The following is a 25,521-nucleotide window of genomic DNA, read 5'->3' as shown; positions in this document are numbered from 1 at the left end:
GCCTATACATGAACACGATGAACGTAATTATTGCCGATGACCACCCGATCGTACTGTTCGGTATTCGTAAATCCCTTGAGCAAATCGAGTGGGTAAACGTTGTTGGCGAATTTGAAGATTCGACTGCACTGATCAACAATCTGCCCAAATTAGACGCCCACGTTCTGATTACCGACCTGTCGATGCCCGGTGACAAATACGGCGACGGGATCACCTTGATCAAATATATCAAGCGTCACTTCCCTGACCTGTCGATCATCGTCCTGACGATGAACAACAACCCGGCGATCCTCAGCGCGGTGCTGGATCTGGATATCGAAGGGATCGTGCTGAAACAAGGCGCGCCGACCGATCTGCCAAAAGCGCTGGCCGCTCTGCAGAAAGGTAAAAAATTCACCCCGGAAAGCGTTGCGCGTCTGCTGGAGAAAATCAGCGCCAGCGGTTACGGTGATAAACGCCTGTCGCCGAAAGAGAGCGAAGTGCTGCGCCTGTTCGCCGAAGGCTTCCTCGTGACCGAGATCGCCAAAAAGCTGAACCGCAGCATCAAAACCATCAGCAGCCAGAAAAAATCGGCCATGATGAAGCTGGGCGTTGAGAACGACATTGCCCTGCTGAACTACCTCTCTTCCGTGACGCTGAGCGCCACCGACAAAGAGTAATTGTTCTGCTACCCGGATGATGGCGCCGCGCGCCTTCTCCGGGTAAGAATCCCACCCGTCTTCACACGCCGAAAACCACGCCCCAAAATCGGGCGCTTATCCCCTCTCTTTTCGTACCCGGGCGGCATACAACGCCAACGTCTTCTTGATGATATCGAGGGTCACCGGCTTCGACAGGCAGTTATCCATCCCCGACTCCAGACAGCGCTGCTTCTCTTCAGCCAGGGCGTTGGCCGTTACCCCGATCACCGGTAGCTTCATGCCCAGCTCGCGAATACGCTGCGTCAGACGGTAGCCGTCCATATTCGGCATGTTGACATCGCTCAGCACAATATCGATATGCTGTTTTGCCAGCACCGCCAGCGCATCGACCCCGTCGTTCGCCGTCACGCACTGATACCCCAGTGAACCCAACTGGTCTGCCAGCAGTCGGCGGTTAATCGGATGGTCATCCACCACCAGAATCATCATGTCGTCATTGCTGGCGGTGTGCGTTTCCGGCGCCGCCAGCGCCGGCCCGTGTTCCGGCGTAGTCACGGCGACGTGGAAAATATGCCCCAGCAGCGGAATCAGCTCATGTGGCGTTGTGACGCTATGCAGCCATTCGCCCGGAGCTCGCTCTTGGGGAATGCCAATATGACGGCGGCAGAAAATCACCGTTGCCCCGCCCTGCCAGCGCGGATCCGGCTGGTCGTCGGTCAGCAGAATGTCATTTGCCCCCGGAGCCTGTCCGTCATAGTCGCAGACCTGAATACCGTGGTACTTAAGCAGCGAGGCCACAAACATCGCCAGTGAGGTATTGCGAATGGCCAGCCAGCAGCATTTTCCTGCCAGCCCCTCGACGCTCAGCGGCTGGCGGTTTTGCACACCGTATAATGGAATACGGATCGTAAAACGGCTGCCCATGCCCGGCTCGGTCTCGACGGCAATATCGCCGTCCATCATGCTGATAAGCTTTTCGCAGATCGCCAGCCCCAGCCCGGTGCCCTGGAAGTTGCGCTGTACGCCGGTCCCCACCTGGAAGAACGGATCGAACAGGCGCACCACCTCTTTCGCCGGGATCCCTTCCCCGGTATCCCGGACGCTGATCTGCAGATAGTCGCCGGCACGCTGGACATGCAGAATGATACAGCCGGTATCGGTAAACTTAATGGCATTGCTTAACAGGTTGGAAATCACCTGCTGCAGGCGCATCGGGTCACCGGACATCAACTGCGGCACATCGGGTTCAATAAAGCAGTACAGCCCCAGCTGCTTGCGCACCACCAGCGGCAAATAGTTGGCAGAGATATGGTTCATCACCTCACGGGGCGAGAACTCTTCCGGTTCGATTTTCAGCTGCTCGGACTCAATTTTCGAGAAATCGAGAATGTCGCTGATGATCTTCAGCAACAGGCTGGAGGAGTTATTCATCGCCGTGACCAGGCGATCGACGCCCTTAGGCAGCTCTTTGGTCTGTAATAAATCGAGGTTACCGATAATGCCGTACAGCGGCGTGCGCAGCTCATGACTGACGGTCGCGAGGAACATCGATTTTGACTGGCTGGCCTGCTCTGCGGCCTGCGCCATCTCCTGCAGCGACTCTTCCATTTTCACGCGGGCGCTGACGTCGACCAGCACACAGATCGCCACGTTTTCATTGCGGTAGCGGGAATGGACAAAGCTGATTTGCAGGTTGGTGTTATTGCTGGTCAACACGTCAACGAAGTTAACCTGCTGCCCACATATTATCTGCGTTAAACGCTGCCGATCCTCATGGGTCAGCATATTGAGATAGTTATGCGCCAGCTCGTTACTCAGAATGTTAGTGCCGTCGAGGGTGCGCAGAATGCAGATCCCCACCGGCGCTGAAGCAACAATTTTGCGGTTGAACTGCTCGTGTTCTTCCAGACGCTGGGCGTCGTTTTCCGCCGGGATAAAAATCCGCCGCTCATACATCCGTGCCAGCGCGAACAAGATCACCCCGGTGAGGATGTTCAGGATCACCGCATTGATAATCAGCATCCGGATGCGTTCGAGAACCTGATCGACCGACACCGAGTAGACGATACTTAATGATGACGGCGGCAGGCTTTTCTTCATCGCCAGCTCGCGGAAACCGGCGGTATAGCCAAACCAGATGCGCTCCTGCATCCAGCGGGCTTCGCTCTTGATTTTGTTATCCGGCCCGGCAAGGGAGATCATCGGCTGGCCGTTATCGTCGAGGATCGTCACGCTCATCGGCAGACTGCCCGGCGTAAAGAAGCTCTCCATACGAATGGTTTGCTCAATCCCCAGCAGCGCCTGCAGGCGGTTCGCCATGTATACCGGCGTCAAGGCATAAAAATAGCCCATCCCCGGACGCATGCCCTGGCTTATCCAGAACAGATTGTTGCCACGCTCGTTTTGCGGGGCATCGCGATATTGTTCGATACGCTGGTGCAGGACTTTTAAGGCCTGGTCTCGCTCCACCGGCATTTCGCGCAGGCCAAAGTTAGCCATACACAGGTTGTCGCTGCCAATCAAAAAGATGCGGTTCAGGTCATAGGCGGCGGAAAAATTATCGCGCCAGTAGCGCATAAACCACGCCAGCGATTGCAGGGAGTTGCGCCAGGTCGTGCTCATCGTCCCGCAGTCGGAATCAGGATACAGCGGTTCGAAATCCGGAATGGCGATGTTGCCATTCTCAGACGGCGAAATACCGCCCTCGCCGCCGCCTGCCGGCCGGTTTCCGGCGACATATTTCAACTCTTTAATCACATCGGCCGTACGCTGGATATAGCGCTGCGCCTGATCGGCATTGAGATTAAATTCCTGACGGATCTCTGACTCTCTGTCATGCAGGGCATTGACGATATAGAACACCGAAACGAAAGCGATAAGCATCCACAGCAGCACCGCCAGCGCTCTGAACAAATAGCGTGAAACCTTCAGGGTGGTATGAAAAGAGGCAAGATATTTCAATGGGGCGATACTCGGCCGTCAGGGACTCAACAGAATGGGGTTAAGGTAGCGGTAAACACGTCTTGTCGCAACGTTATACTCTCTGGATTTCACGTTCGACAACCCACCGCAACCGGAAAACAAAAAGGGCCGGGAGATATCCCGACCCTTCTGGCATCACAACCGAAGATTATTCTTCGTCTTCGGCGATGTCATCATCAGTATCAGCATCGCTTTCTGGCGCGATTTCATCGTCGCCTTCCGCTACGCTGCCATCGATGGCATCCAGCTCTTCGTCATCTACCGGCTCGGCAACACGCTGCAGACCGACGACGTTTTCATCTTCCGCGGTACGGATCAGAATAACGCCCTGGGTATTACGACCGACAATGCTGACTTCCGATACGCGGGTACGCACCAGGGTGCCCGCATCGGTGATCATCATGATCTGGTCGCAATCATCTACCTGCACAGCCCCAACGACGGAACCGTTACGCTCGGTCACTTTGATCGAGATAACGCCCTGCGTCGCACGCGACTTGGTCGGATACTCTTCCGCTGCCGTACGCTTACCGTAACCATTTTGTGTCACGGTCAGGATAGCGCCTTCGCCACGCGGAATAATCAACGAGACGACTTTGTCTTCGCCCGCCAGCTTGATGCCGCGAACGCCGGTAGCGGTACGGCCCATGGCACGCACTGCGCTCTCTTTAAAGCGCACCACTTTACCGGCCGCAGAGAACAGCATGGCTTCGTCGTTACCGTTGGTCAGGTCAACGCCAATCAGTTCATCGCCATCATTGAGGTTAACAGCAATGATCCCGGCTGAACGCGGACGGCTGAACTCGGTGAGCGCGGTTTTCTTGACGGTACCGCTGGCGGTCGCCATAAAGACGTTCACGCCCTCTTCATATTCGCGTACCGGCAGAATCGCGGTAATACGTTCATCGGCTTCCAACGGCAACAGGTTGACGATTGGACGGCCACGCGCGCCACGGCTCGCTTCCGGCAGCTGATAGACCTTCATCCAGTAGAGACGACCACGGCTGGAGAAGCAGAGGATCGTATCGTGGGTATTGGCCACCAGCAGGCGGTCGATAAAGTCTTCTTCTTTAATACGGGCGGCCGATTTACCTTTGCCACCGCGGCGCTGCGCTTCATAGTCAGTCAGCGGCTGATACTTCACATAGCCCTGGTGAGACAGGGTGACCACCACATCTTCCTGGTTGATCAGATCTTCAATGTTGATATCCGCGGTGTTGGCGGTGATCTCGGTACGACGCGCGTCGCCGAACTGTTCGCGCATCGCTTCCAGTTCTTCACGGATCACTTCCATCAGACGGTCGGCACTGCCAAGAATGTGCAGCAGCTCAGCAATCTGTTCCAGCAGCTCTTTGTACTCGTCGAGCAGTTTTTCATGCTCAAGGCCGGTCAGTTTCTGCAAGCGCAGATCCAGAATCGCCTGTGCCTGCTGTTCGGTCAGGTAGTATTGACCGTCACGCACGCCAAACTCTGGCTCCAGCCACTCCGGACGCGCGGCATCATCACCGGCACGCTCAAGCATGGCGGAGACGTTGCCCAGATCCCAGGAGCGGGCAACCAGACCGGCTTTCGCTTCGGCCGGGGTCGGCGCGCGGCGAATCAGTTCGATGATCGGATCGATGTTGGCCAGAGCAACCGCCAGCGCTTCAAGGATGTGCGCACGATCGCGAGCTTTACGCAGTTCAAAAATAGTACGACGCGTTACCACTTCACGGCGGTGACGCACGAACGCCGAAAGAATATCTTTCAGGTTCATGATCTTCGGCTGACCATGGTGCAGTGCAACCATGTTGATACCGAAAGAGGTCTGCAGCTGAGTCAGGGAGTACAGGTTGTTCAGCACCACCTCACCCACCGCATCACGCTTGATCTCAATCACAATGCGCATACCGTCTTTATCAGACTCATCGCGCAGGGCGCTGATCCCTTCCAGACGCTTCTCTTTTACCAGCTCGGCCATTTTCTCGATCAGGCGCGCTTTGTTCACCTGATACGGAATTTCATGCACGATGATGGTTTCACGGCCGGTTTTGGCGTCGGTTTCGACCTCTGCGCGGGCGCGAATATAAATTTTGCCACGACCGGTACGGTACGCTTCCTCGATACCACGACGACCATTAATAATGGCGGCGGTCGGGAAGTCCGGGCCCGGGATGTGTTCCATCAGCCCTTCGACGGAGATGTCTTCATCGTCGATATAGGCCAGGCAGCCGTTGATCACTTCCGTCAGGTTATGTGGCGGAATGTTGGTCGCCATCCCGACTGCGATACCGGATGAACCGTTTACCAGCAGGTTAGGGATTTTGGTCGGCATGACGTCAGGGATACGCTCCGTGCCATCATAGTTGTCTACGAAATCAACCGTCTCTTTTTCGAGGTCGGCCATCAGCTCGTGGGCGATTTTCGACATACGGATTTCCGTATAACGCATCGCTGCGGCGGAGTCGCCATCGACAGAACCGAAGTTACCCTGGCCATCGACCAGCATATAACGCAGGGAGAATGGCTGTGCCATACGTACGATGGTGTCATAAACGGCGGTATCACCATGCGGGTGGTATTTACCGATGACGTCACCCACGACACGGGCAGATTTTTTATAGGCTTTGTTCCAGTCATTGCCCAATACGTTCATGGCGTAAAGCACGCGACGGTGTACCGGTTTCAGGCCATCTCGGACATCCGGCAGCGCACGGCCAACAATGACCGACATCGCATAATCCAGATAGGAGCTCTTTAGCTCTTCCTCAATGTTGACCGGTGTAATTTCTCTCGCAAGGTCGCTCATCTAACCGCTATCCCTCTACTGTGTCCCGGATTCAAAGGTCGCAAATTATAACACAGCCGCGGTGATACGGGTAAACCTATACCCAATGATTTTCGCGTGGGCTCAAGATTGGATTTACCCAAAATAATTCGAGTTGCTTGTAGGCGGCAAAGCCGTGAATCCCCAGGAGCTTACTCAGGTAAGTGACTGGGGTGACAAATCTGTCTGGAACAGATTTGAACGCTGCGAGCAGCGGACCTGATAAGGGTGAGGCTCATGGATGAGCCGAATAACGGCTGCAGCTAACAACCAAGCAACTTGAAGGATGAAGGGGATAGACGGTTTATTCATGCCAGCCACCTGATATACTCGCCAGTCTGAACAGATAAGGAGTAATTGCGCCCATGAATGCCGAAAAACAGCCGGTGGCCCACAATGTTGATCATCAAGAAATCGCTAAATTTGAAGCCGTCGCCTCGCGCTGGTGGGATTTAGAGGGTGAGTTCAAGCCATTACACCGCATCAACCCGCTGCGCCTGGGCTATATCGCACAGCGTTCTGGCGGCCTGTTTGGCAAAAAAGTGCTCGATGTTGGCTGCGGCGGCGGAATTCTGGCGGAGAGCATGGCGCGTGAAGGCGCGACGGTGACCGGCCTCGATATGGGTTTTGAACCTCTGCAGGTGGCGAAGCTACACGCACTGGAAAGCGGCGTTCAGGTTGAATATGTCCAGGAAACCGTAGAAGAACACGCGGCAAAACATGCCCAGCAGTACGATGTGGTGACCTGCATGGAGATGCTGGAGCACGTGCCCGACCCGCAATCGGTGGTCCATGCCTGCGCGCGGCTGGTCAAACCCGGCGGCCAGGTCTTCTTCTCTACCATCAACCGCAACGGTAAAGCCTGGCTGATGGCGGTGATCGGCGCCGAATACGTGATGAAAATGGTGCCCAAAGGCACCCACGACGTGAAAAAATTCATCAAGCCGGCGGAGCTAATCGGCTGGGTTGATCAGACTATTCTCAAAGAGCAGCATATTACCGGCCTGCATTACAATCCGCTGACCAATACCTTCAAGCTGGCACCGGGGGTAGATGTTAACTATATGTTGCATACAACCGCAAAAAGCGCATAACGTCAGCAGTATTTCGTATGGTAAATCCCCGATGATTGCGCGGTATCAAGCCGCGTAATTTTCACATCCGTTGAAGAAATCAGCACTCGATCAAATTTTCATTTTTATTTTCCAGTTTATTGACATCTTCGCCAGGCCTTATGGGGCGTGGATTTCGCGATTATTATGCTTCCGCACCCTCAAATTAACGTCAAAATCAACCCTTGTACTCAAAAGAATCCTTACTAAAATACTCACCATATAGCGTTTCTTTTATCGACTACCCCCTACATATAGTATTTATCCACAGAGTTAATCACAACGCTGTGCTGTGGATAAATGGGGGGATATTTTTTCTCACGGACAGGTAAAATCCACATGAATCAGAGTCTGCTGGTGACAAAGCGTGACGGTAGCACCGAGCGCATCAATCTCGACAAAATCCATCGCGTACTGGATTGGGCGGCAGAAGGGCTGAATAACGTTTCCATTTCTCAGGTAGAACTGCGTTCCCACATCCAGTTCTATGACGGCATCAAAACCGCTGATATCCACGAAACGATCATCAAGGCCGCCGCGGACCTGATCTCTCGCGATGCACCGGATTACCAGTATCTCGCCGCTCGCCTGGCGATCTTCCATCTGCGTAAAAAAGCCTACGGCCAGTTTGAGCCGCCGGCGCTATTCGACCACGTCTCTAAGATGGTGAAGAACGGCAAATACGACACGCATCTGCTGGAAGACTACACGGAAGAAGAGTTCAAGCAGATGGACGCGTTCATCGTCCACGATCGCGACATGAGCTTCTCCTATGCCGCGGTTAAACAGCTGGAAGGCAAATACCTGGTCCAGAACCGTGTTACCGGCGAAATTTACGAGAGCGCCCAGTTCCTCTATATCCTGGTCGCCGCCTGTCTGTTCTCCAACTACCCGCGCGAAACGCGTCTGGATTACATCAAGCGTTTCTACGACGCGGTCTCCACCTTTAAAATCTCGCTGCCGACGCCTATCATGTCCGGCGTGCGTACCCCGACCCGTCAGTTCAGCTCCTGCGTACTGATCGAGTGCGGTGACAGCCTGGACTCCATCAACGCCACCTCCAGCGCGATCGTGAAATACGTTTCCCAGCGTGCCGGTATCGGCATCAACGCCGGTCGCATCCGTGCGCTGGGCAGCCCGATTCGCGGCGGTGAAGCGTTCCACACCGGCTGTATCCCGTTCTACAAGCATTTCCAGACTGCGGTGAAATCCTGCTCTCAGGGCGGCGTTCGCGGCGGGGCAGCAACGCTGTTCTACCCGATGTGGCATCTGGAAGTCGAAAGCCTGCTGGTGCTGAAAAACAACCGTGGTACCGACGCCAACCGCGTGCGTCATATGGACTACGGCGTGCAGATCAACAAGCTGATGTACACCCGTCTGCTGAAAGGCGGCGACATCACCCTGTTCAGCCCGTCTGATGTCCCGGGCCTGTACGATGCCTTTTTCGCCGATCAGGACGAGTTCGAGCGTCTGTACACCCAATACGAACAAGACGACAGCATTCGCAAACAGCGCATCAAAGCGGTTGAACTGTTCTCCCTGATGATGCAGGAACGTGCTTCTACCGGCCGTATCTACATCCAGAACGTTGACCACTGCAACACCCACAGCCCGTTTGATCCGGTGGTTGCGCCGGTGCGCCAGTCCAACCTGTGTCTGGAAATCGCCCTGCCGACCAAACCGCTGGATGACGTCAACGACGAAAACGGCGAAATCGCCCTGTGCACCCTGTCCGCTTTCAACCTTGGCGTTATCGATAGCCTGGACGAGCTGGAAGAGCTGGCGGTGCTGGCGGTTCGCGCGCTGGACGCCCTGCTGGATTATCAGGACTACCCGATCCCGGCGGCCAAACGCGGTGCGATGGGTCGTCGTACTCTGGGTATCGGCGTGATTAACTTCGCCTACTACCTGGCGAAACACGGCAAACGCTACTCTGACGGCAGCGCCAACAACCTGACGCACAAAACCTTCGAAGCCATTCAGTACTACCTGCTGAAGGCGTCGAACGAGCTGGCGATCGAGCAAGGCGCTTGCCCGTGGTTTAACGAAACCACCTACGCGCAGGGTATCCTGCCGATCGATACCTATAAAAAGGATCTCGATGCAATCGTCAACGAGTCGCTGCATTACGACTGGGAAGCATTGCGTGAATCGATCAAAACCCACGGCCTGCGTAACTCCACGCTCTCCGCACTGATGCCGTCTGAGACCTCTTCGCAGATCTCTAACGCCACCAACGGGATTGAGCCGCCGCGCGGTCACGTCAGCATCAAAGCGTCGAAAGACGGCATTCTGCGCCAGGTGGTTCCTGACTACGAATCCCTGCAGGCAAACTACGAGCTGCTGTGGGAAATGCCGAGCAACGACGGCTACCTGCAACTGGTTGGCATCATGCAGAAGTTTATCGACCAGTCGATTTCGGCGAACACTAACTATGACCCGACGCGTTTCCCGTCAGGCAAAGTGCCGATGCAGCAGCTGCTGAAAGATTTGCTCAACGCCTATAAATTCGGCGTGAAAACGCTGTACTATCACAACACCCGTGATGGTGCAGAAGATGCCCAGGACGATCTGGCGCCATCCATTCAGGACGACGGCTGCGAAAGCGGCGCATGTAAGATTTAAAACACTCGCCGGGTAGCGCCACGCTCACCCGGCCAGACGTTTTGTAAGCCCGGCACATCCCTGCTGTCGGGCGATACAATTTCAACAGGACCTACATTTAATGGCATATACCACTTTTTCTCAGACCAAAAACGATCAGCTGCTTGAGCCGATGTTTTTTGGTCAGTCGGTGAACGTCGCCCGCTACGATCAGCAAAAATATGACATCTTCGAAAAGCTGATCGAAAAGCAACTCTCCTTCTTCTGGCGTCCGGAAGAGGTCGACGTTTCCCGCGACCGTATCGATTACCAGGCGCTGCCGGATCACGAAAAGCATATTTTCATCAGCAACCTGAAATACCAGACTCTGCTGGACTCCATCCAGGGCCGTAGCCCGAACGTCGCGCTGCTGCCGCTGATTTCCATTCCGGAGCTGGAAACCTGGGTTGAAACCTGGGCATTCTCAGAGACGATCCACTCGCGCTCCTATACCCATATCATCCGTAACATCGTCAACGATCCGGCGACGGTGTTTGACGATATCGTCACCAACGAGCAGATTCAGAAACGTGCGGAAGGCATTTCCCACTATTACGATACCCTCATCGAGATGACCAGCTACTGGCATCTGCTGGGTGAAGGCACGCACACCGTCAACGGCCAGACCATCACCGTTAACCTGCGTGAACTGAAAAAGAAACTGTACCTGTGCCTGATGAGCGTCAACGCTCTGGAAGCCATCCGTTTCTACGTCAGCTTTGCCTGCTCCTTTGCTTTTGCCGAGCGCAAGCTGATGGAAGGCAACGCGAAAATCATCCGCCTGATCGCTCGTGACGAAGCCCTGCACCTGACCGGCACCCAGCACATGCTGAACCTGCTGCGTTCCGGCGTCGATGACCCGGAGATGGCGGAGATCGCCGAAGAGTGCAAGCAAGAGTGCTATGACCTGTTTGTGCTGGCGGCGCAGCAGGAAAAAGAGTGGGCGGATTACCTGTTCCGTGACGGCTCCATGATTGGCCTCAACAAAGACATTCTCTGCCAGTATGTGGAATACATCACCAACATCCGCATGCAGGCGGTCGGGCTCGATCTGCCGTTCCAGACCCGCTCCAACCCGATCCCATGGATCAACACCTGGCTGGTCTCCGACAACGTGCAGGTGGCGCCGCAGGAAGTTGAAGTCAGTTCCTATCTGGTCGGCCAGATCGACGCCGAAGTTGACGCCGATGACCTGAGCAACTTCCAGCTCTGATGAAACGCATTTTTTTGAAGATTTCTGACACTCGCCTTGAGTGTCAGGATGAACACCCTTCCCTGCTGGCCGCGCTGGAATCGCATAACATCGACGTGGAGTATCAGTGCCGTGCCGGCTATTGCGGCTCCTGCCGCACGCGGCTGGTGTCCGGCCAGGTAGACTGGCTGACCGAACCGCTGGCGTTTATCCAGCCGGGCGAAATTTTGCCCTGCTGTTGCCGGGCGCAAGGTGACATCGAAATCGAGATGTAACCAGCGGAAGGAATAGAAGGAATAAAGGGAACGCCATGCGTTCCCTTTTTCTTTGTGCTTTATTAACCCTGTTTCAGCTGCTGGTGATGACGTTTTTCGCCGATCATCACCACGATCAGCAGCAGCACCGCCAGCACGCTACCGCCAATCATCACCATAAAACCACCGTCCCAGCCGAAGAAGTCCACGGTATAGCCAACGATAGCGCTGGCCGCCACCGAACCGCCCAGATAACCAAACAGTCCGGTAAAGCCGGCAGCGGTACCCGCAGCTTTCTTCGGTGCCAGTTCCAGCGCATGCAGACCAATCAGCATAACCGGACCATAGATCAGGAAGCCGATCACAATCATGCAGGCCATATCAACCCCTGGATTGCCCGGCGGGTTCAGCCAGTAAACCACGGTGGCTATCGTCACCAGCGTCATAAAGAACACCCCGGTCGCCCCACGATTTCCTTTAAACACCTTGTCCGACATCCAGCCGCAAATCAGCGTCCCGGGGATCCCGGCATACTCATACAGGAAGTAGGCCCAGGACGATTTATCCAGCGCGAAATGCTTCACCTCTTTCAGGTAGGTCGGCGACCAGTCAAGGATGCCGTAGCGCAGCAGATAAACGAACACGTTAGCCACGGCGATATACCACAGCAGCCTGTTCGGCAGAATGTACTGACGGAAGATCTGCCCGGCGGTCAGCTCCTGTTCATGCTGTTCGCTGTAGTCGTCCGGGTAGTCGTTTTTGTACTCTTCAATCGGCGGCAGGCCGCAGGATTGCGGGGTATCGCGCATCATCGCAAAGGCAAACACCGCCAGCAGTATCGCGCCAAACGCCGGCATATACAGCGCCGCGTGCCAGTCGTTAAACCAGGCCATGCCCAGCAGGAACAGCAGCGGCGGGATCCCACCGCCGACGTTATGCGCACAGTTCCACACCGACACAATACCGCCGCGCTCTTTCTGCGACCACCAGTGCACCATGGTTCGCCCGCACGGCGGCCAGCCCATCCCCTGGAACCAGCCGCACAGGAACAGCAGCACAAACATCACCATAATGCTGGAGGTGGCCCACGGGACGAAGCCCATCACCAGCATCACCAGCGCCGCCAGAATCAGACCCGCCGGCAGGAAAATGCGCGGATTCGAGCGATCGGATACCGACCCCATGATGAATTTCGAAAATCCATAGGCAATCGAAATCCCCGAAAGCGCGAAACCAAGGTCGCCGCGCGAAAAGCCCTGTTCGACCAGATAGGGCATTGCCAGCGCAAAGTTCTTACGAACCAGATAGTAAGCCGCATAGCCAAAGAAGATACCGATGAAAATCTGCCAGCGCAGGCGGCGGTACATCGGGTCGATCTCCGCCGCCGGTAAGCGCGCTTTATGTGGCGCGGGTTTAAAAATAGTTAACATAGCAGCCTCCGTGGCCATGGTTTCTCTGCTGATGAGTTCGATGAGAAAAATCTAATCTAATCACTCACTTCTGATGTGGCGGGATGGTAGGCAAAGCCCGCCATGGATACTGTGAAACATCGCACGCTTTGTTACAAAAATATGACAGAACATTCTATTTTGAGCATAAAATCACATATTTCGAGCAAATAATGCTCGAATATGCTCGAAATCAAACAAACCATAAGCTTTGTATGGCTAAATGGCGCTAAACGAAAGTAGAGGGATCGAAAGATGGCCGAAATCCGTGAGTGTGATGTCATCGTCATCGGCGGTGGCGCAACGGGCGCAGGGATAGCGAGAGACTGTGCACTCCGCGGGCTGCAGGTGACGCTGATTGAACGTCACGATATTGCCACCGGCGCGACCGGGCGTAACCATGGGTTACTGCACAGCGGCGCCCGCTACGCGGTGACCGATAGTGAATCAGCGCGGGAGTGCATCAGCGAAAACCGGATCCTGCGCCGCATCGCCCGCCACTGCGTTGAACCCACCAACGGGCTGTTTATTACCCTTCCCGAGGACGACCTCGGGTGGCAGCGCACCTTTATCAACGCCTGCCAGCAGGCCGGCATTGATACCCGCCAGCTGTCGCCGGAAGACGCGCGCCGCATGGAGCCCACCGTCAACCCGGCCCTGCTCGGCGCCGTGCAGGTGCCCGACGGCACTATCGACCCCTTTCGCTTGTGCGCCGCCAATATGCTGGATGCCCGAGAGCACGGCGCCACTATTCTGACCGGCTGCGAAATTACCGGGCTTATCCGCCAGGGCGCACGCGTCAGCGGCGTGACCTACTACGACACCCAACAACGCGAAAGCCGCACGTTGCACGCCCGCGTCGTCGTCAATGCCGCCGGGATCTGGGGGCAACGGATCGCCGAATATGCCGATCTGCGGGTAGCGATGTTCCCGGCCAAGGGATCGTTGCTGATCCTCGACCACCGTATTAACCGCCAGGTTATCAACCGCTGCCGCCAGCCCGCCGATGCCGATATTCTGGTGCCCGGGGATACCATTTCGCTGATTGGCACCACCTCGGTGCATATCGACGACCATGAGATTGATGACAACCGGGTCACCGCGGCCGAAGTTGACATTCTGCTGCGCGAAGGGGAAAAGCTGGCCCCGGTCCTCGGCCGTACCCGGGTGCTGCGCGCCTACTCAGGCGTGCGTCCTCTGGTGGCGAGTGATAATGACCCCACCGGACGCAGCGTCAGCCGCGGCATTGTGCTGCTCGATCACGCGGCCCGCGACGGCATGGAGGGGTTTATCACTATTACCGGCGGCAAGCTGATGACCTATCGCCTGATGGCGGAATGGGCGACGGATGCGGTGTGCCGCAAGCTCGACCATCAGGTTGCCTGCACCACCGCCGGGCCCCCGCTGCCCGGCTCCGCAGAAGCACCGGAAGTGACGGTGAAGAAAATTATCTCGCTCCCCGCACCGCTGCGCGGCTCCGCCCTCTATCGCCACGGCGATCGTACCCCGGCCTGGCTGGGCGATACCCGCCAGCACCGCAGCCTGATCTGCGAATGCGAAATGGTCACCGCCGGTGAAGTGCAGTACGCCGTCGAAAATTTAGCGGTCAACAGCCTGCTCGATTTACGCCGCCGCACGCGTATCGGCATGGGCACCTGCCAGGGAGAGCTGTGCGCCTGCCGGGCCGCCGGGCTGCTGCAACGGTTCAATATCACCACCCCGGCACAGTCGTTGACCCAGCTCTCTGAATTTTTAAACGAACGCTGGAAAGGCGTGCAGCCGGTCGCCTGGGGCGATGCGCTGCGGGAAAGCGAATTCACCCGCTGGGTCTACCTCGGACTGTGCGGGCTGCAACAGGAGCATCAGGATGAAATTTGATTGCGTGATTATCGGCGGCGGACTGGCCGGGCTGCTCTGCGGGCTGGCCCTCAATCAATACGGTCAGCGATGCCTGATCGTCAGCCGGGGCCAGAGCGCGCTGCACTTTTCCTCCGCGTCGCTGGATTTGCTCAGCGCCCTTCCCGATGGCGAGCGCGTAACCGATGTGGCCCAGGGCATTGCCCGCCTGGCCGAACAGCTTCCCGCGCATCCTTATGCCCGACTCGGCGCAGAGCAGGTAATGCGCTATGCCGCCCGGACCGAAGCGCTGCTGGCCGCCAGCGGTATTGCGATGCAGGGCGACGCGCACCAGCCGCATTTACGCGTGACGCCGCTGGGCACCCTGCGTCCGGCGTGGCTCTCCCCGCTGGAGGTCCCGGTCGCCCCGCTGCCCGCAGGCCGCGTGGGGGTGGTGGGCATCGAAGGCTTCGCCGACTTCCAGCCGCACCTGGCCGCCGCGTCGCTCAGCCAGCAGGGCGTGAACGCCAGCGCAACGGAGATCGCCTTAACGATGCTGGATGTTCTGCGCGATAACCCCAGCGAATTTCGCGCCGTCAATATCGCGAGGGTGCTCGACGACGAGCGCCACTGGCCGGCGCTGCTGGCCGCATTACGCCCGCTGGCGCAGTGCCACGAGCTGCTGATCCTGCCCGCCTGTTTCGGTCTGAAAGATGCCGGACTGTACCGCTGGCTACAGGAGCAGCTGCCCTGCCCGCTGCACCTGCTGCCCACCTTGCCACCTTCGGTGCCGGGCATGCGTCTGCACAATCAGCTGCAGCGCCGTTTTATTGCCACCGGCGGCACCTGGCTGGCGGGGGACGAGGTCACGCGCATCAGCCATCAGTCCGGGCAAGTGACCGCCGTCTGGACGCGTCAGCACGGCGATGTGTCGCTACGTCCGCGCTACGCGGTGCTGGCCAGCGGCAGTTTCTTCAGCAATGGCTTAATCGCCGACAAAAACCAGGTCCAGGAGCCGATTCTCGGCCTCGACCTGCAACAGATCGCCGGGCGCGAGAACTGGTATCAGCGTGATTTCTTCGCCTCTCAACCCTGGCAACGCTTCGGCCTGATCACCGACGCGATACTGCGCCCGCAACTCGACGGCCAGCCGCTGCACAATCTGTTTGCTATTGGCTCGCTGCTGGGCGGTTTCGACCCGATTCAACTGGGGTGCGGCGGCGGAGTGTGCGCGGTGACCGCGCTGCACGTCGCCCGACAGATTCACGAGCTTGCCGGAGGTGCCGCATGAACGATACCCGCTTTGAGAGCTGCATCAAATGCACGGTTTGTACCACCAGCTGTCCGGTCAGCCGGGTCAATCCCGGCTATCCAGGCCCGAAACAGGCGGGGCCGGATGGCGAGCGCCTGCGGCTGAAAGACGGCGCGCTGTATGACGAGGCCTTAAAATATTGTATCAACTGCAAGCGCTGCGAAGTCGCCTGCCCTTCGGATGTCAAGATTGGCGATATTATCCAGCGCGCCCGCGCCCGGTACAGCCAGCAAAAGCCGACCCTGCGCGATGCGATCCTCAGCCATACCGACCTGATGGGCACCCTCTCCACCCCGTTTGCCCCGCTGGTCAACGCCACCACCGGACTCAAACCGGTTCGCCGACTGCTGGATGTTGCGCTGAAAATAGACCATCGCCGCACGCTGCCAAAATATGGCTTTGGCACTTTTCGCCGCGCCTACCGCCAGCAGGCGCAGAAACAGGCACAGTTCAGTGAACAGGTGGCGTTCTTTCACGGCTGCTACGTCAACTACAACCATCCGCAGCTCGGGCTCGACCTGCTCCGCGTCCTCAACGCCATGGGCACCGGGGTGCAGTTGCTGAACCGCGAGAAGTGCTGCGGGGTGCCGCTTATCGCCAACGGTTTTGTCGACAAAGCCCGCCGACAGGCGCTGAGCAACGTCGCCGCCATCCGCGAAAAATCGCTGCCGGTCATCGCCACCTCATCAACCTGCACGTTCACCCTGCGCGACGAGTATCCGCACCTGCTGGACGTTGATAACCACGACGTACGCGATCGGGTTGAGCTCGCCACCCGCTGGATCTGGCGCCAGCTCGATGCCGGACGCCCCCTGCCGCTGCGCTCGCTGCCGCTGAAGGTGGTCTACCACACCCCGTGTCATATGGAAAAGATGGGCTGGTCGCTGTATACCCTGGAACTGTTACGGCAGATCCCCGGGCTACAGCTGGAGGTACTCGAGTCGCAGTGCTGCGGGATCGCCGGCACCTACGGATTTAAGTCGGAAAACTACGACGCGTCGCAGGCCATCGGCGCCCCGCTGTTCCAGCAGATTGAGCACAGCGGCGCTGACCTGGTGGTCACCGATTGTGAAACCTGCAAATGGCAAATCGAGATGTCCACCAGCAAACGCTGTGAACATCCGATTACGTTACTGGCGCAGGCGCTGGACGCGCCTGCGTGAGGGAGGGTCACTCGACGAACAGCGTCTCCACGACGTTGATCCAGCCATGCTCAGCGGCAACCGGCAGACCGTTCAACCAGCGACGCAGCATATTCAGGGCCATCATCGCGCACACTTCCTGGCGAACCGGCACGCTGTAGCGGGTGGCGCTGAATTTAACCCGTAGCGCATGGGTGCCGTCCGGCGTCGAAAGGACGATATTCAGGTGATCGGCCTCCTGGCCGCCGATTGCCAGCGCCAGGCCGGCAAAATGGTTCACCCGGCGCTCTGCCGTCCAGCGGGCAGATTGTGCCAGCGACTCGTCCTGCGACGGTACCACTTCGCTGGCCAGCAGCGGCGCACTGGCCCGGGAAAGCTGCAGCGCCAGCAAGCCGCCGGTAAACTGCTCGCTCAGGGTCAGGCTGAGCTGACGCTCCTGCAAACAGCGTGCGATCTGCGCGGGCAGCCCTTCCGTCCCCTCGAAGATCATGCTCTCCCCGGCGACCTTTTTCACTTCCGGCCACAGCGCCAGCATCGCCTCGCGCTGGGCTGCCGGGCCGGTCAGCTTCAGTTCGATGATCGGCATCGACGAGCGATAGCCCATCACCACCCCGTCGGGCAACGTCAGCGGATTGAGGCTTTGCGCCAGCTCGCTTTCCGAACGCCCGAAGGTGGTCAGACGCAGGCACAATGGGGGTTCAGTGAGAGAGAAACGGCTGCGCAGTCGCGGTAAAATTTCCTGTTCGACCATCACTTTGAATTCCGACGGCACGCCGGGGGTGAAAAACATCAGACAGCGGTTGAGCTGTACGGCAAAACCGCAGGCCGTGCCAACCGGGTTGTTGATCATCTCGGCGCTGGCGGGAATTTCCGCCTGCTTGCGGTTGCTGTCAACCATCGGGCGTCCGCGTTCGGCAAAGAAGCGCGTCATCGTCTCCAGCCATCCGGCGTGCAGAATCAGCCCTTCCCCTTTTGCGGTAGCCGCCGCCAGCGCGCTCAGGTCATCGCTGGTCGGCCCGAGGCCGCCATTGACGATCAGCACATCGGCCTGTTCACTTCGTTCGCGCAACACCGCAACCAGCGCATCGAGATCGTCCCCGACGGTGTTACGGCGCGTTAATGGTAATCCCTGATTGAAAAAAAAGTCAGCCAGCCACGCGGCGTTAGTGTCGACAATTTGTCCGTGCAACACTTCATCGCCGGTAGAGAGCATTTCCACATTTATCATTTTTGTACTCCTTGCCTGCCAGAAGGAACACTATAGCGTAAGGTGCGGGCGGAGTAGACAGGAATACGGCGCGGAAGACCGCGCCGGGGGAGATCATCAGAAGCTGGCGCTGACGCCGACGTACGGGCCATCGGCAATGGTATTGTCTTTGTTGCCGTCTTTGCCTTCGAGGGTCAGGTAGCGATAACCGGCGGTGATGCTCAGCGGACGCATAACGGTCCAGCTCCCGCCAACGTTAGCTTCCTGATAGCTCTGGATGCCGCTGGAGAGAGAATCCGGAGAGTAGTAGTAATCGCCGAACAGACGGAAGCTGTCGCCAATTTTCCACTGCAGGCCGCCGCCAACCGCCGCAGCATAGCCTTCATCGCCGCTCTTCGGATTGGTATAAACCCCTTTGCCGCCAACGGTTGCCAGGAATGGCCCCAGCGGGATGTTCAGGCCGAGGCCCAGACCGGCTGCATCGCCATCGTTATCGCTATGCATCCAGTTGCCGGTGACTGCCAGACCTGCGGATTCGGTACCGAAACCGACGCCGAGGTTGGTGAAATGCTCACCGGCTTCGCCGGTCACGCTGATCGCATGTGCCGCAGTGGAAACGAACATCACGCCAGCCAGACCTAATAAAACGCGCTTTTTCATTTTTTACTCTATCCAGTAAACAAGAATCAAAAAAAGTCCCAAAAACCGCAGAATTGTACTGCCGATCGCAAAGGAATCAATCCACTAAAACAACCTTTACCATCGTGATTGTAACCAGTTGCTTCCGCCAGGATAGCCAACAGGGTCGCAATGAGGCTTGCGATTCAGGCAAGCGGCTCGCACACTGCACCTTCAGGTCATTTTTCTGGCCATTACCTCAAGGAGACTGCCATGCGCCAAAGAACTATCGTCTGCCCGTTGATCCAACATGAAGGGCACTATCTGTTGTGCAAAATGGCAGACGATCGCGGCGTATTCCCCGGTCAATGGGCGCTGTCCGGCGGCGGCGTGGAGCCCGGGGAACGTATCGAAGAGGCGCTGCGCAGAGAGGTCCGGGAAGAGCTGGGAGAAGCCCTGCAACTGGTGAGCATTACCCCGTGGACCTTCAGCGACGACGTCCGGGTGAAAACCTTTGCCGATGGCCATCAGGAAGAGATTTATATGATCTACCTGATCTTCGACTGCATCAGCGCCAATCGTGAGGTCACCATCAACGAGGAGTTCCAGGAGTACGCGTGGGTTAAGCCGCAGGATTTGCCCCTGTATGACCTGAACGTCGCCACCCGCAAAACCTTAACTCTGAAAGGGCTGCTCTGATCGCTTCGGCGCCGCGCTCAGAAAACGCAGACTGACCTTCAGGCCCCCCAGCGTTTCGCTGCGCTGCAGCTGCGGATGGCTGCGGTGCAGGCGCGCGATATCGTTCACCAGCGCCAGCCCGATGCCGGCACCAGGGTTATCGCCGACGTTCTCCAGACGATGAAACGGCAGCAGCGCCTGCTCAACCTGGCTGTCGTCAATCCCCGGGCCGCTATCTTCGATGGTCATCACCACGCTGTTTCCCTCATCGCGCAGGCTCAGGGTCACCGTGCCGTTGGCGGGGGTATAGCGAATGGCGTTGTCGAGCAGATTCGCGCACAGCTCGCCGAGCAGGACGCTATCGCCCTCAATCAGCACCGCCGCCTGCTCCCCTTCGTAGCCGAGATCGATATGTTTGCTTCTCGCTTGCGGGATGCGTGAAAAACAGCTGTTCTGGGCAATCTCATGCAGATCGACAACCGCAAAGGCGCGCTCTCCCTGCTCTTTGCGCTTCACGCTCGCCAGTTGTAACAGCCGCTCCGTCAGCAGGATCGTGCCATCCAGCGTGGTGCGCATGGCCTGCAGGCTTTCGCGCCACAGCTGCGGATCATCGCTGGCTAAAGCAACCGAGGCCTGGGTTTTTAAGACCGCCAGCGGAGTCTTAAGTTGATGGGAGGCGTCGGCACTGAACCGCTCCTGGCGCGAGATCATCACCCGCAGGCGGTCAATGTAGCGGTTGAAGGCCACGATCAGCAGCCGGGTTTCTGACCATGGTAGCAACTCCGGCAGCGGCGTCAGCAGGCCGGGCTCACGGCGAACCATCAGCGCCGACAGCTGACGCATCGGGCGTAGCACCCGCCGCAGCAGCCAGCCGGTCAACACCAGAGTCAACAGCACCAGCAGCCCCTGAGATACCCACGACGAGAACAGCAACTGACCGGCCAGCCATCGCCGCGACTGCAACGTCTCTGCGATGTAGATTTCCGCCATGCCGACGATCCCGCCTTCGTTCACCGGCTGCAGCAGGCGCGCCACCCGTATCGCCTGGCCGCGATACTCGGTGTGATAAAACCAGGCTAAGGCCGGATAGAGCTGAGTGCGCGACGTGGAGGGCGGCATGGCGGGCAAATCGTCAAACCCGGAAATCACCTTCCCTTGGGGATCGACCACCTTGTAGTACAGGCGATCGTTCATGTTGAGCTCGAAGCTATCCAGCACCACCCATGGCACGTTGACCTCCAGCTTGCCATGGCGCACCACCAGCCGCTCGGCCACGGTGCGGGCGGAAGAGAGCAAGGTCCGGTCATAGGCCTGCGTCGCCGCCTGCAGCGCGCTGACGTAGCTGTTAAAAGCGGATAACCCCCATAAGAGCACCAGCGGCAGGCCGAGAAACAGCAACAGCTGGGCAAACAGCGACTGCGGTTTATGCCACTTCATTCCCGCACTCCAGCACATACCCCAGGCCACGCAGAGTGGTGATCCGCACGTTGCTGTCCTGCAGTTTTTTACGCAAACGGTGAATATAGAGTTCGATACTTTCAGGGCTGACTTCGTCGTTGAGGCTGAAGACCTGTTCAAACAGCTGCTGGCGTGAGACGGGACGCAGGCGGCGAAACATCAGCACCGTCAGCAGCGCCTGCTCGCGGGGCGTCAGCGACAGCATCTCACCGCGCAGCAAAAAATAGCCTTCATCGCGGTACTCCAGCTCGCCAAGCTGCTGAACTTCATGCACCTGCCCTTCGCTGCGCCGCAGCAGCGCCCGTAGCCGGGCGTCCAGCTCCTCCAGCTCAAAGGGTTTCGGCAGATAATCATCGGCGCCGACGTTCAGCCCTTTCACCCGATCCGCCACGGCGCTGCGGGCAGTCAGCAGCAGCACCGGCAGCGTCTGCCCGCGTTTGCGCAGCCGCTGAACCACCTCCAGACCGTCCAGCCCAGGCATGCCGATATCCAGCACCGCCAGCGCGTACTTTTCACTTTGCAGCAGATGGTCTGCCGCCCGGCCATCGAAAACGCAGTCCACGGCAAACCCGCCCTGCACTAACGCTTTTTCCAGCCAGTGGGCCAGCTCGCGGTTATCCTCGGCTAATAAGAGGCGCATTTTTAACATATCTCCATGTTTGTATTGAAATAAACGCTATTTCAATGCCATTTCTTTCCTGCTGCCGATCCGCAAGCTAACCCGTAATACCAGGCTAGCGGAACGAGCAGAAAATTGAGCATGTCAAAATGCAACAGACTTGCAACATTTGCCCGACGTAATTGCAAGCGGCCTAACATAAAACCGCGCTACTGCCCGGCCCCTCGGTGCGCCGCTGCCAGCATCTGTTTTTCCATCTCAAGCGTCAGGAAGGTCAGCGTCGCGCCGGACGTGAATTTCTGGCTGACCTCTCCGGCGATCCCCTGCTCGACCGCCAGGTCATCGACAAGGTTGAGCTTCATCTGAGGCGCTCCTTCGGCAAAATTCAGCTTCTCAAGGTCGACCCAGACAATGTTCGGGCGGGTAGTGGACTCGAAAACAAAGCGTTTTCTGGTCAGGTCAATCACCGTCTGCCACAGGGTCTGAGAGGCGTCGGGTTTGCCGGGATCCGGGATACGAAACGGCTGCGCCGCATTGCGCATGACGCTGAACATTGCCGCGATGGCCTGCACCTGGGTCTGGGGCTGGCTCAGCCGGCTGACATAGTAACTGGCGCGGGCAAAGCGGTCGCTCGCCAGCGTAGAACCCGGAAGCGGCCTGTCGCCACCCAGCCCGTCAATCGTTTTGACCAGTTCAAGCTGGCGGTCGTAGGTCGGCGAGTTGGTCATCACCCGGTAATCCGGGCTGTGGTAGACGCTAGCCTTCCCGCCGCTGTACTCAATAATGCATGAATCTCCGGTGGCATCATCGAGCGCGAGGTGAATAGCCGGCGGGTGCCCGCCGGTGGGATCCGCCAGCTGTACCACCTGAACATCGGAGGTGTCGATCCAGGCGACGGCATCGGCCACCGTGGTGAAGTTGTCGAGGAAGTACTGCAGCCACACCGCCTGGCTCAGCTGCGTGCGTGTTGGATCGGGGGTACCGTAGTCAGATTCCGCCAGCCATAAGACATGCCCCGCCAGCCCCTGCTCATTCACCCCGTCGACCGAGATCATGTCAAACGCGGTCGCCACCAGGCTGCCATATTTCGAGGTCCACTTCAGCGCCCCCTGTACACCATCGTCACGAGAGATCCCGCGCGGTTGCGTCCATAAATTGGTCAGCAGATCTTTATGAAAATCCATATTACGCCCAACAATCACCGCACCATTGGCGTCAGGCCAGATAACCCGTGTGCACATTGTCTTCCCCTCTGTTCATTTGGTCTGTCGAACACTGCGTCTTGCTGCCAGCCTCGCCCGCGCCACCAGCGCGGTTCAGTAGATCGTAATCCACGGGAAAACGCGACGCCAGATTATTGTGGCGCAGGCCGGTAAAAAAACACACTAATATTGCCTGCCTGATGCCTTCAATGAGAGGAATAATATTATAAGAGATATTTTAAACCGTATATCATAATAAAAAATACAGATATGCCTTACCTGTTTTATTAATAAGTGACATACCTAAAGAAATAGATAAAACAGAAATAACCATAACAACAATACGTCATGACATACTCATCAGTACAATGTATTAAATGAGCCTCGATGTACTATAAATGAGCAAAAAAACATGATTTAGATCACGATTACCCCTGCAGTCATTCATATAATGAATTCGAAAAACACCACACTATCAATTGACTAATAGCATGGGAAATATTTTACTCCTGGCGGTAGCCGCTGCGCTCCTTGCCACCTCCGTTTATTGCTTATATTCGTACCTGAAAGATATCAGAAAGCATAAACATGCTTTTATGAAAAGACGACGCTGAGTACTAATATGATTGCATGGCTCCACTCATTAATCTGACATTAATATTCACTGGTTCACTTTCTCGCTTTTTCGCGTCATACCGTTAAATAACGGGGCCAACGCTGGCCCCGTTATTTTTTCACGCTACGCGTCACCCCAGACACGTCAACGATCACGTTATCCCCTTGCCGCTAATCCAAATTGGAGAGGTCTATCACATCCTGCAAAGTTGCGCCGCCATTGAAAGGGAAATGAAAGGTTTTTGATTTAACAATTGCGCAACCAAGTCACTCGATATTGATTCACATAACCACAATAAACAGACCCTGCACCCGATTGAGGAAGCTTATGAACAGACCACTCCTGCGCCATCTTAGCGCGCTTGCGTTATGCCTCTGTACCGCTTCAGCCTGGGCGGTTGAAGCACCGTCTCGTACCGAATGTATTGCTCCCGCCAAACCGGGCGGCGGCTTTGACCTGACCTGCAAGTTGATTCAGGTCAGCCTGATGGAAACCGGCACCATCAAAAAACCGATGCGCGTCACCTACATGCCCGGCGGCGTCGGCGCGGTGGCCTATAACGCCATTGTCGCGCAGCGTCCTGGCGAACCAGGCACCGTGGTGGCGTTCTCCGGCGGTTCATTGCTCAACCTCTCACAAGGCAAATTTGGCCGCTATGGCGTCGACGATGTGCGCTGGCTGGCCAGCGTCGGCACCGACTACGGCATGATTGCCGTGCGCGCCGACTCGCCGTGGAAAGACTTACCGTCGTTTCTCGCCGCCATGGAGAAAGATCCAGCCAGTATCGTCATCGGTGCCGGTGCTTCTATCGGCAGCCAGGACTGGATGAAAGCCGCGCTGATGGCGCAAAAGGCTAATGTCGATCCCCACAAAATGCGCTACGTCGCATTTGAAGGCGGCGGTGAGCCGGTGACCGCCCTGCTGGGTAATCACGTGCAGGCGGTGTCGGGCGATCTGAGCGAAATGGTGCCGTACCTGCAGGGCAATAAAATCCGCGTCCTGGCGGTCTTCTCCAGCGAGCGCTTACCCGGCGCGCTGGCCAACGTCCCGACCGCTAAAGAGCAGGGCTACGACCTGGTGTGGCCAATTATCCGCGGCTTTTACGTCGGCCCGAAAGTCAGCGATGCCGACTACCAGTGGTGGGTCGATGAGTTCGCGAAGCTCCAGCAAACCGAAGAATTCAAAAAGCAGCGTGAACTGCGCGGCCTGTTTGAATTCAACATGAACGGCAAAGAACTGGATAGTTACGTGAAGAAGCAGGTCAACGACTATCGCGAGCAGGCCAAAGCCTTCGGCCTGGCGAAATAATCTACGGGGGTTGCCATGAGCGATCGTATTTTTGCCGGGATCTGGCTGCTGCTATGCACAGGCGGGATGTTCATCGCCTGGCAGATTCACAGTGAGTACTCCTATGAGCCCGTTGGCCCCCGCCCGTTCCCGGTGGGGATTATCGGCCTGATGTTGCTGTGCTCAGTGCTGCTGCTGTTGCGCCGTCCGGATGTGGTGGCCTGGCCCGGACGCCTGGTGTTACAGCGTCTGTTGACCATGGTGGTGGTGCTGATGCTCTACGCGTGGGGCTTTGAATGGCTCGGTTTTCCGCTTGCCACCGCGCTATTAACCGCCGTTATCGGCCTGCTGTTTGGCGCCACGCTCCGTGCGACTGCCGTTGCCGGCGCGGTGATGGGTATCGCCTTATGGTACGCCTTTGACACCCTGCTTGATGTCACCCTGCCGCTTGGCGTCTGGTTAAGTTAA

The 25,521-nt window shown here is 57.3% G+C and carries 20 protein-coding genes; 12 read left to right on the top strand and 8 right to left on the bottom strand.

The features are described 5' to 3' along the window. Window positions 1-8: 8 nt before the first annotated feature. The gene (rcsB, locus tag HF679_RS01360; protein ID WP_123755198.1) at window positions 9-659 is read left to right on the top strand and encodes a response regulator transcription factor RcsB; all 651 of its coding nucleotides are present in this window, start codon (window positions 9-11) and stop codon (window positions 657-659) included. Between the two features lie 96 nt (window positions 660-755). On the opposite strand, the gene rcsC is transcribed toward rcsB, so the two are convergent. Beyond that, window positions 756-3,602: a two-component system sensor histidine kinase RcsC gene (gene rcsC, locus HF679_RS01355; RefSeq protein ID WP_154144210.1), complete on the bottom strand. Its 2,847-nt coding sequence runs from the start codon at window positions 3,600-3,602 to the stop codon at window positions 756-758. Window positions 3,603-3,771: 169 nt separating this feature from the next. Further along, on the bottom strand, window positions 3,772-6,411 hold the full coding sequence (gyrA, locus tag HF679_RS01350) for a DNA topoisomerase (ATP-hydrolyzing) subunit A (protein WP_123755200.1): 2,640 nt from the start codon (window positions 6,409-6,411) through the stop codon (window positions 3,772-3,774). A gap of 383 nt (window positions 6,412-6,794) precedes the next feature. Between gyrA and ubiG the strand changes: the two genes are divergently transcribed. The 4 genes from ubiG to yfaE all read left to right on the top strand — a co-directional run bounded on the left by ubiG (window position 6,795) and on the right by yfaE (window position 11,651). Next, window positions 6,795-7,523 carry a bifunctional 2-polyprenyl-6-hydroxyphenol methylase/3-demethylubiquinol 3-O-methyltransferase UbiG gene (gene ubiG, locus HF679_RS01345; protein ID WP_123755201.1) on the top strand — a complete coding sequence of 243 codons (729 nt, stop codon included), beginning with the start codon at window positions 6,795-6,797 and terminating at the stop codon, window positions 7,521-7,523. 357 nt (window positions 7,524-7,880) lie between these two features. Then, window positions 7,881-10,166: a class 1a ribonucleoside-diphosphate reductase subunit alpha gene (nrdA, locus tag HF679_RS01340; RefSeq protein ID WP_123755202.1), complete on the top strand. Its 2,286-nt coding sequence runs from the start codon at window positions 7,881-7,883 to the stop codon at window positions 10,164-10,166. 100 nt (window positions 10,167-10,266) lie between these two features. Further along, window positions 10,267-11,397: a class Ia ribonucleoside-diphosphate reductase subunit beta gene (nrdB, locus tag HF679_RS01335; RefSeq protein ID WP_123755203.1), complete on the top strand. Its 1,131-nt coding sequence runs from the start codon at window positions 10,267-10,269 to the stop codon at window positions 11,395-11,397. Further along, window positions 11,397-11,651 carry a class I ribonucleotide reductase maintenance protein YfaE gene (gene yfaE, locus HF679_RS01330; RefSeq protein ID WP_123755204.1) on the top strand — a complete coding sequence of 85 codons (255 nt, stop codon included), beginning with the start codon at window positions 11,397-11,399 and terminating at the stop codon, window positions 11,649-11,651. The genes nrdB and yfaE overlap by 1 nt, the downstream gene beginning before the upstream one ends. Window positions 11,652-11,713: 62 nt before the next feature. On the opposite strand, the gene glpT is transcribed toward yfaE, so the two are convergent. Further along, a complete protein-coding gene (gene glpT, locus HF679_RS01325; protein ID WP_123755205.1) occupies window positions 11,714-13,060 on the bottom strand; it encodes a glycerol-3-phosphate transporter in 1,347 nt (448 codons plus the stop codon). Window positions 13,061-13,333: 273 nt separating this feature from the next. Between glpT and glpA the strand changes: the two genes are divergently transcribed. From glpA to glpC, 3 genes are read left to right on the top strand one after another with little or no spacing between them, the layout of a single operon-like run. After that, a complete protein-coding gene (gene glpA / locus HF679_RS01320) occupies window positions 13,334-14,956 on the top strand; it encodes an anaerobic glycerol-3-phosphate dehydrogenase subunit A (protein WP_187042516.1) in 1,623 nt (540 codons plus the stop codon). After that, window positions 14,946-16,205, top strand: a complete 1,260-nt coding sequence (gene glpB, locus HF679_RS01315; protein ID WP_154144208.1) for a glycerol-3-phosphate dehydrogenase subunit GlpB — start codon at window positions 14,946-14,948, stop codon at window positions 16,203-16,205. The genes glpA and glpB overlap by 11 nt, the downstream gene beginning before the upstream one ends. Continuing rightward, the gene (gene glpC / locus HF679_RS01310) at window positions 16,202-17,389 is read left to right on the top strand and encodes an anaerobic glycerol-3-phosphate dehydrogenase subunit GlpC (RefSeq protein WP_154144207.1); all 1,188 of its coding nucleotides are present in this window, start codon (window positions 16,202-16,204) and stop codon (window positions 17,387-17,389) included. The genes glpB and glpC overlap by 4 nt, the downstream gene beginning before the upstream one ends. 7 nt (window positions 17,390-17,396) lie before the next feature. Here glpC and HF679_RS01305 read toward each other — a convergent pair whose 3' ends face one another. Together HF679_RS01305 and HF679_RS01300 are read right to left on the bottom strand one after the other, a co-directional pair. Further along, entirely contained in the window at window positions 17,397-18,596 is a 1,200-nt protein-coding gene (locus HF679_RS01305; RefSeq protein ID WP_154144206.1) for a nicotinamide mononucleotide deamidase-related protein YfaY, read from the bottom strand. A 96-nt stretch (window positions 18,597-18,692) separates the two neighbouring features. After that, window positions 18,693-19,235 (bottom strand): YfaZ family outer membrane protein, encoded by a 543-nt coding sequence (locus HF679_RS01300; RefSeq protein WP_123755210.1) that lies wholly within the window; start codon window positions 19,233-19,235, stop codon window positions 18,693-18,695. Window positions 19,236-19,466: 231 nt separating this feature from the next. On the opposite strand from HF679_RS01300, the gene nudI reads away from it, so the two are divergent. Then, window positions 19,467-19,892 carry a nucleoside triphosphatase NudI gene (nudI, locus tag HF679_RS01295; protein WP_123755211.1) on the top strand — a complete coding sequence of 142 codons (426 nt, stop codon included), beginning with the start codon at window positions 19,467-19,469 and terminating at the stop codon, window positions 19,890-19,892. Here the strand turns inward: nudI and HF679_RS01290 are convergent. The 3 genes from HF679_RS01290 to HF679_RS01280 form a co-directional block, all read right to left on the bottom strand. After that, complete coding sequence (locus HF679_RS01290) at window positions 19,869-21,308, bottom strand: sensor histidine kinase (RefSeq protein ID WP_123755212.1); 1,440 nt, start codon at window positions 21,306-21,308, stop codon at window positions 19,869-19,871. The genes nudI and HF679_RS01290 overlap by 24 nt on opposite strands. Then, complete coding sequence (tctD, locus tag HF679_RS01285; protein WP_123755524.1) at window positions 21,295-21,969, bottom strand: transcriptional regulator TctD; 675 nt, start codon at window positions 21,967-21,969, stop codon at window positions 21,295-21,297. The genes HF679_RS01290 and tctD overlap by 14 nt, the downstream gene beginning before the upstream one ends. A gap of 188 nt (window positions 21,970-22,157) precedes the next feature. After that, window positions 22,158-23,189, bottom strand: coding sequence for a linear amide C-N hydrolase (locus HF679_RS01280; protein WP_123755213.1), 1,032 nt, complete (start codon window positions 23,187-23,189; stop codon window positions 22,158-22,160). A 452-nt stretch (window positions 23,190-23,641) separates the two neighbouring features. On the opposite strand from HF679_RS01280, the gene HF679_RS01275 reads away from it, so the two are divergent. From HF679_RS01275 to HF679_RS01265, 3 genes are all read left to right on the top strand, one after another. Then, entirely contained in the window at window positions 23,642-23,764 is a 123-nt protein-coding gene (locus HF679_RS01275) for a small membrane protein (RefSeq protein ID WP_148060389.1), read from the top strand. Between the two features lie 329 nt (window positions 23,765-24,093). Then, the gene (locus HF679_RS01270) at window positions 24,094-25,074 is read left to right on the top strand and encodes a Bug family tripartite tricarboxylate transporter substrate binding protein (RefSeq protein WP_123755214.1); all 981 of its coding nucleotides are present in this window, start codon (window positions 24,094-24,096) and stop codon (window positions 25,072-25,074) included. Window positions 25,075-25,089: 15 nt separating this feature from the next. Next, a complete protein-coding gene (locus tag HF679_RS01265) occupies window positions 25,090-25,521 on the top strand; it encodes a tripartite tricarboxylate transporter TctB family protein (RefSeq protein ID WP_123755215.1) in 432 nt (143 codons plus the stop codon).

Source organism: Enterobacter sp. JUb54 (assembly GCF_014298075.1).
GTDB classification, from domain to species: Bacteria; Pseudomonadota; Gammaproteobacteria; order Enterobacterales; family Enterobacteriaceae; genus Klebsiella; species Klebsiella lignicola.
This window is presented reverse-complemented; position numbering and strand designations above follow the sequence as displayed.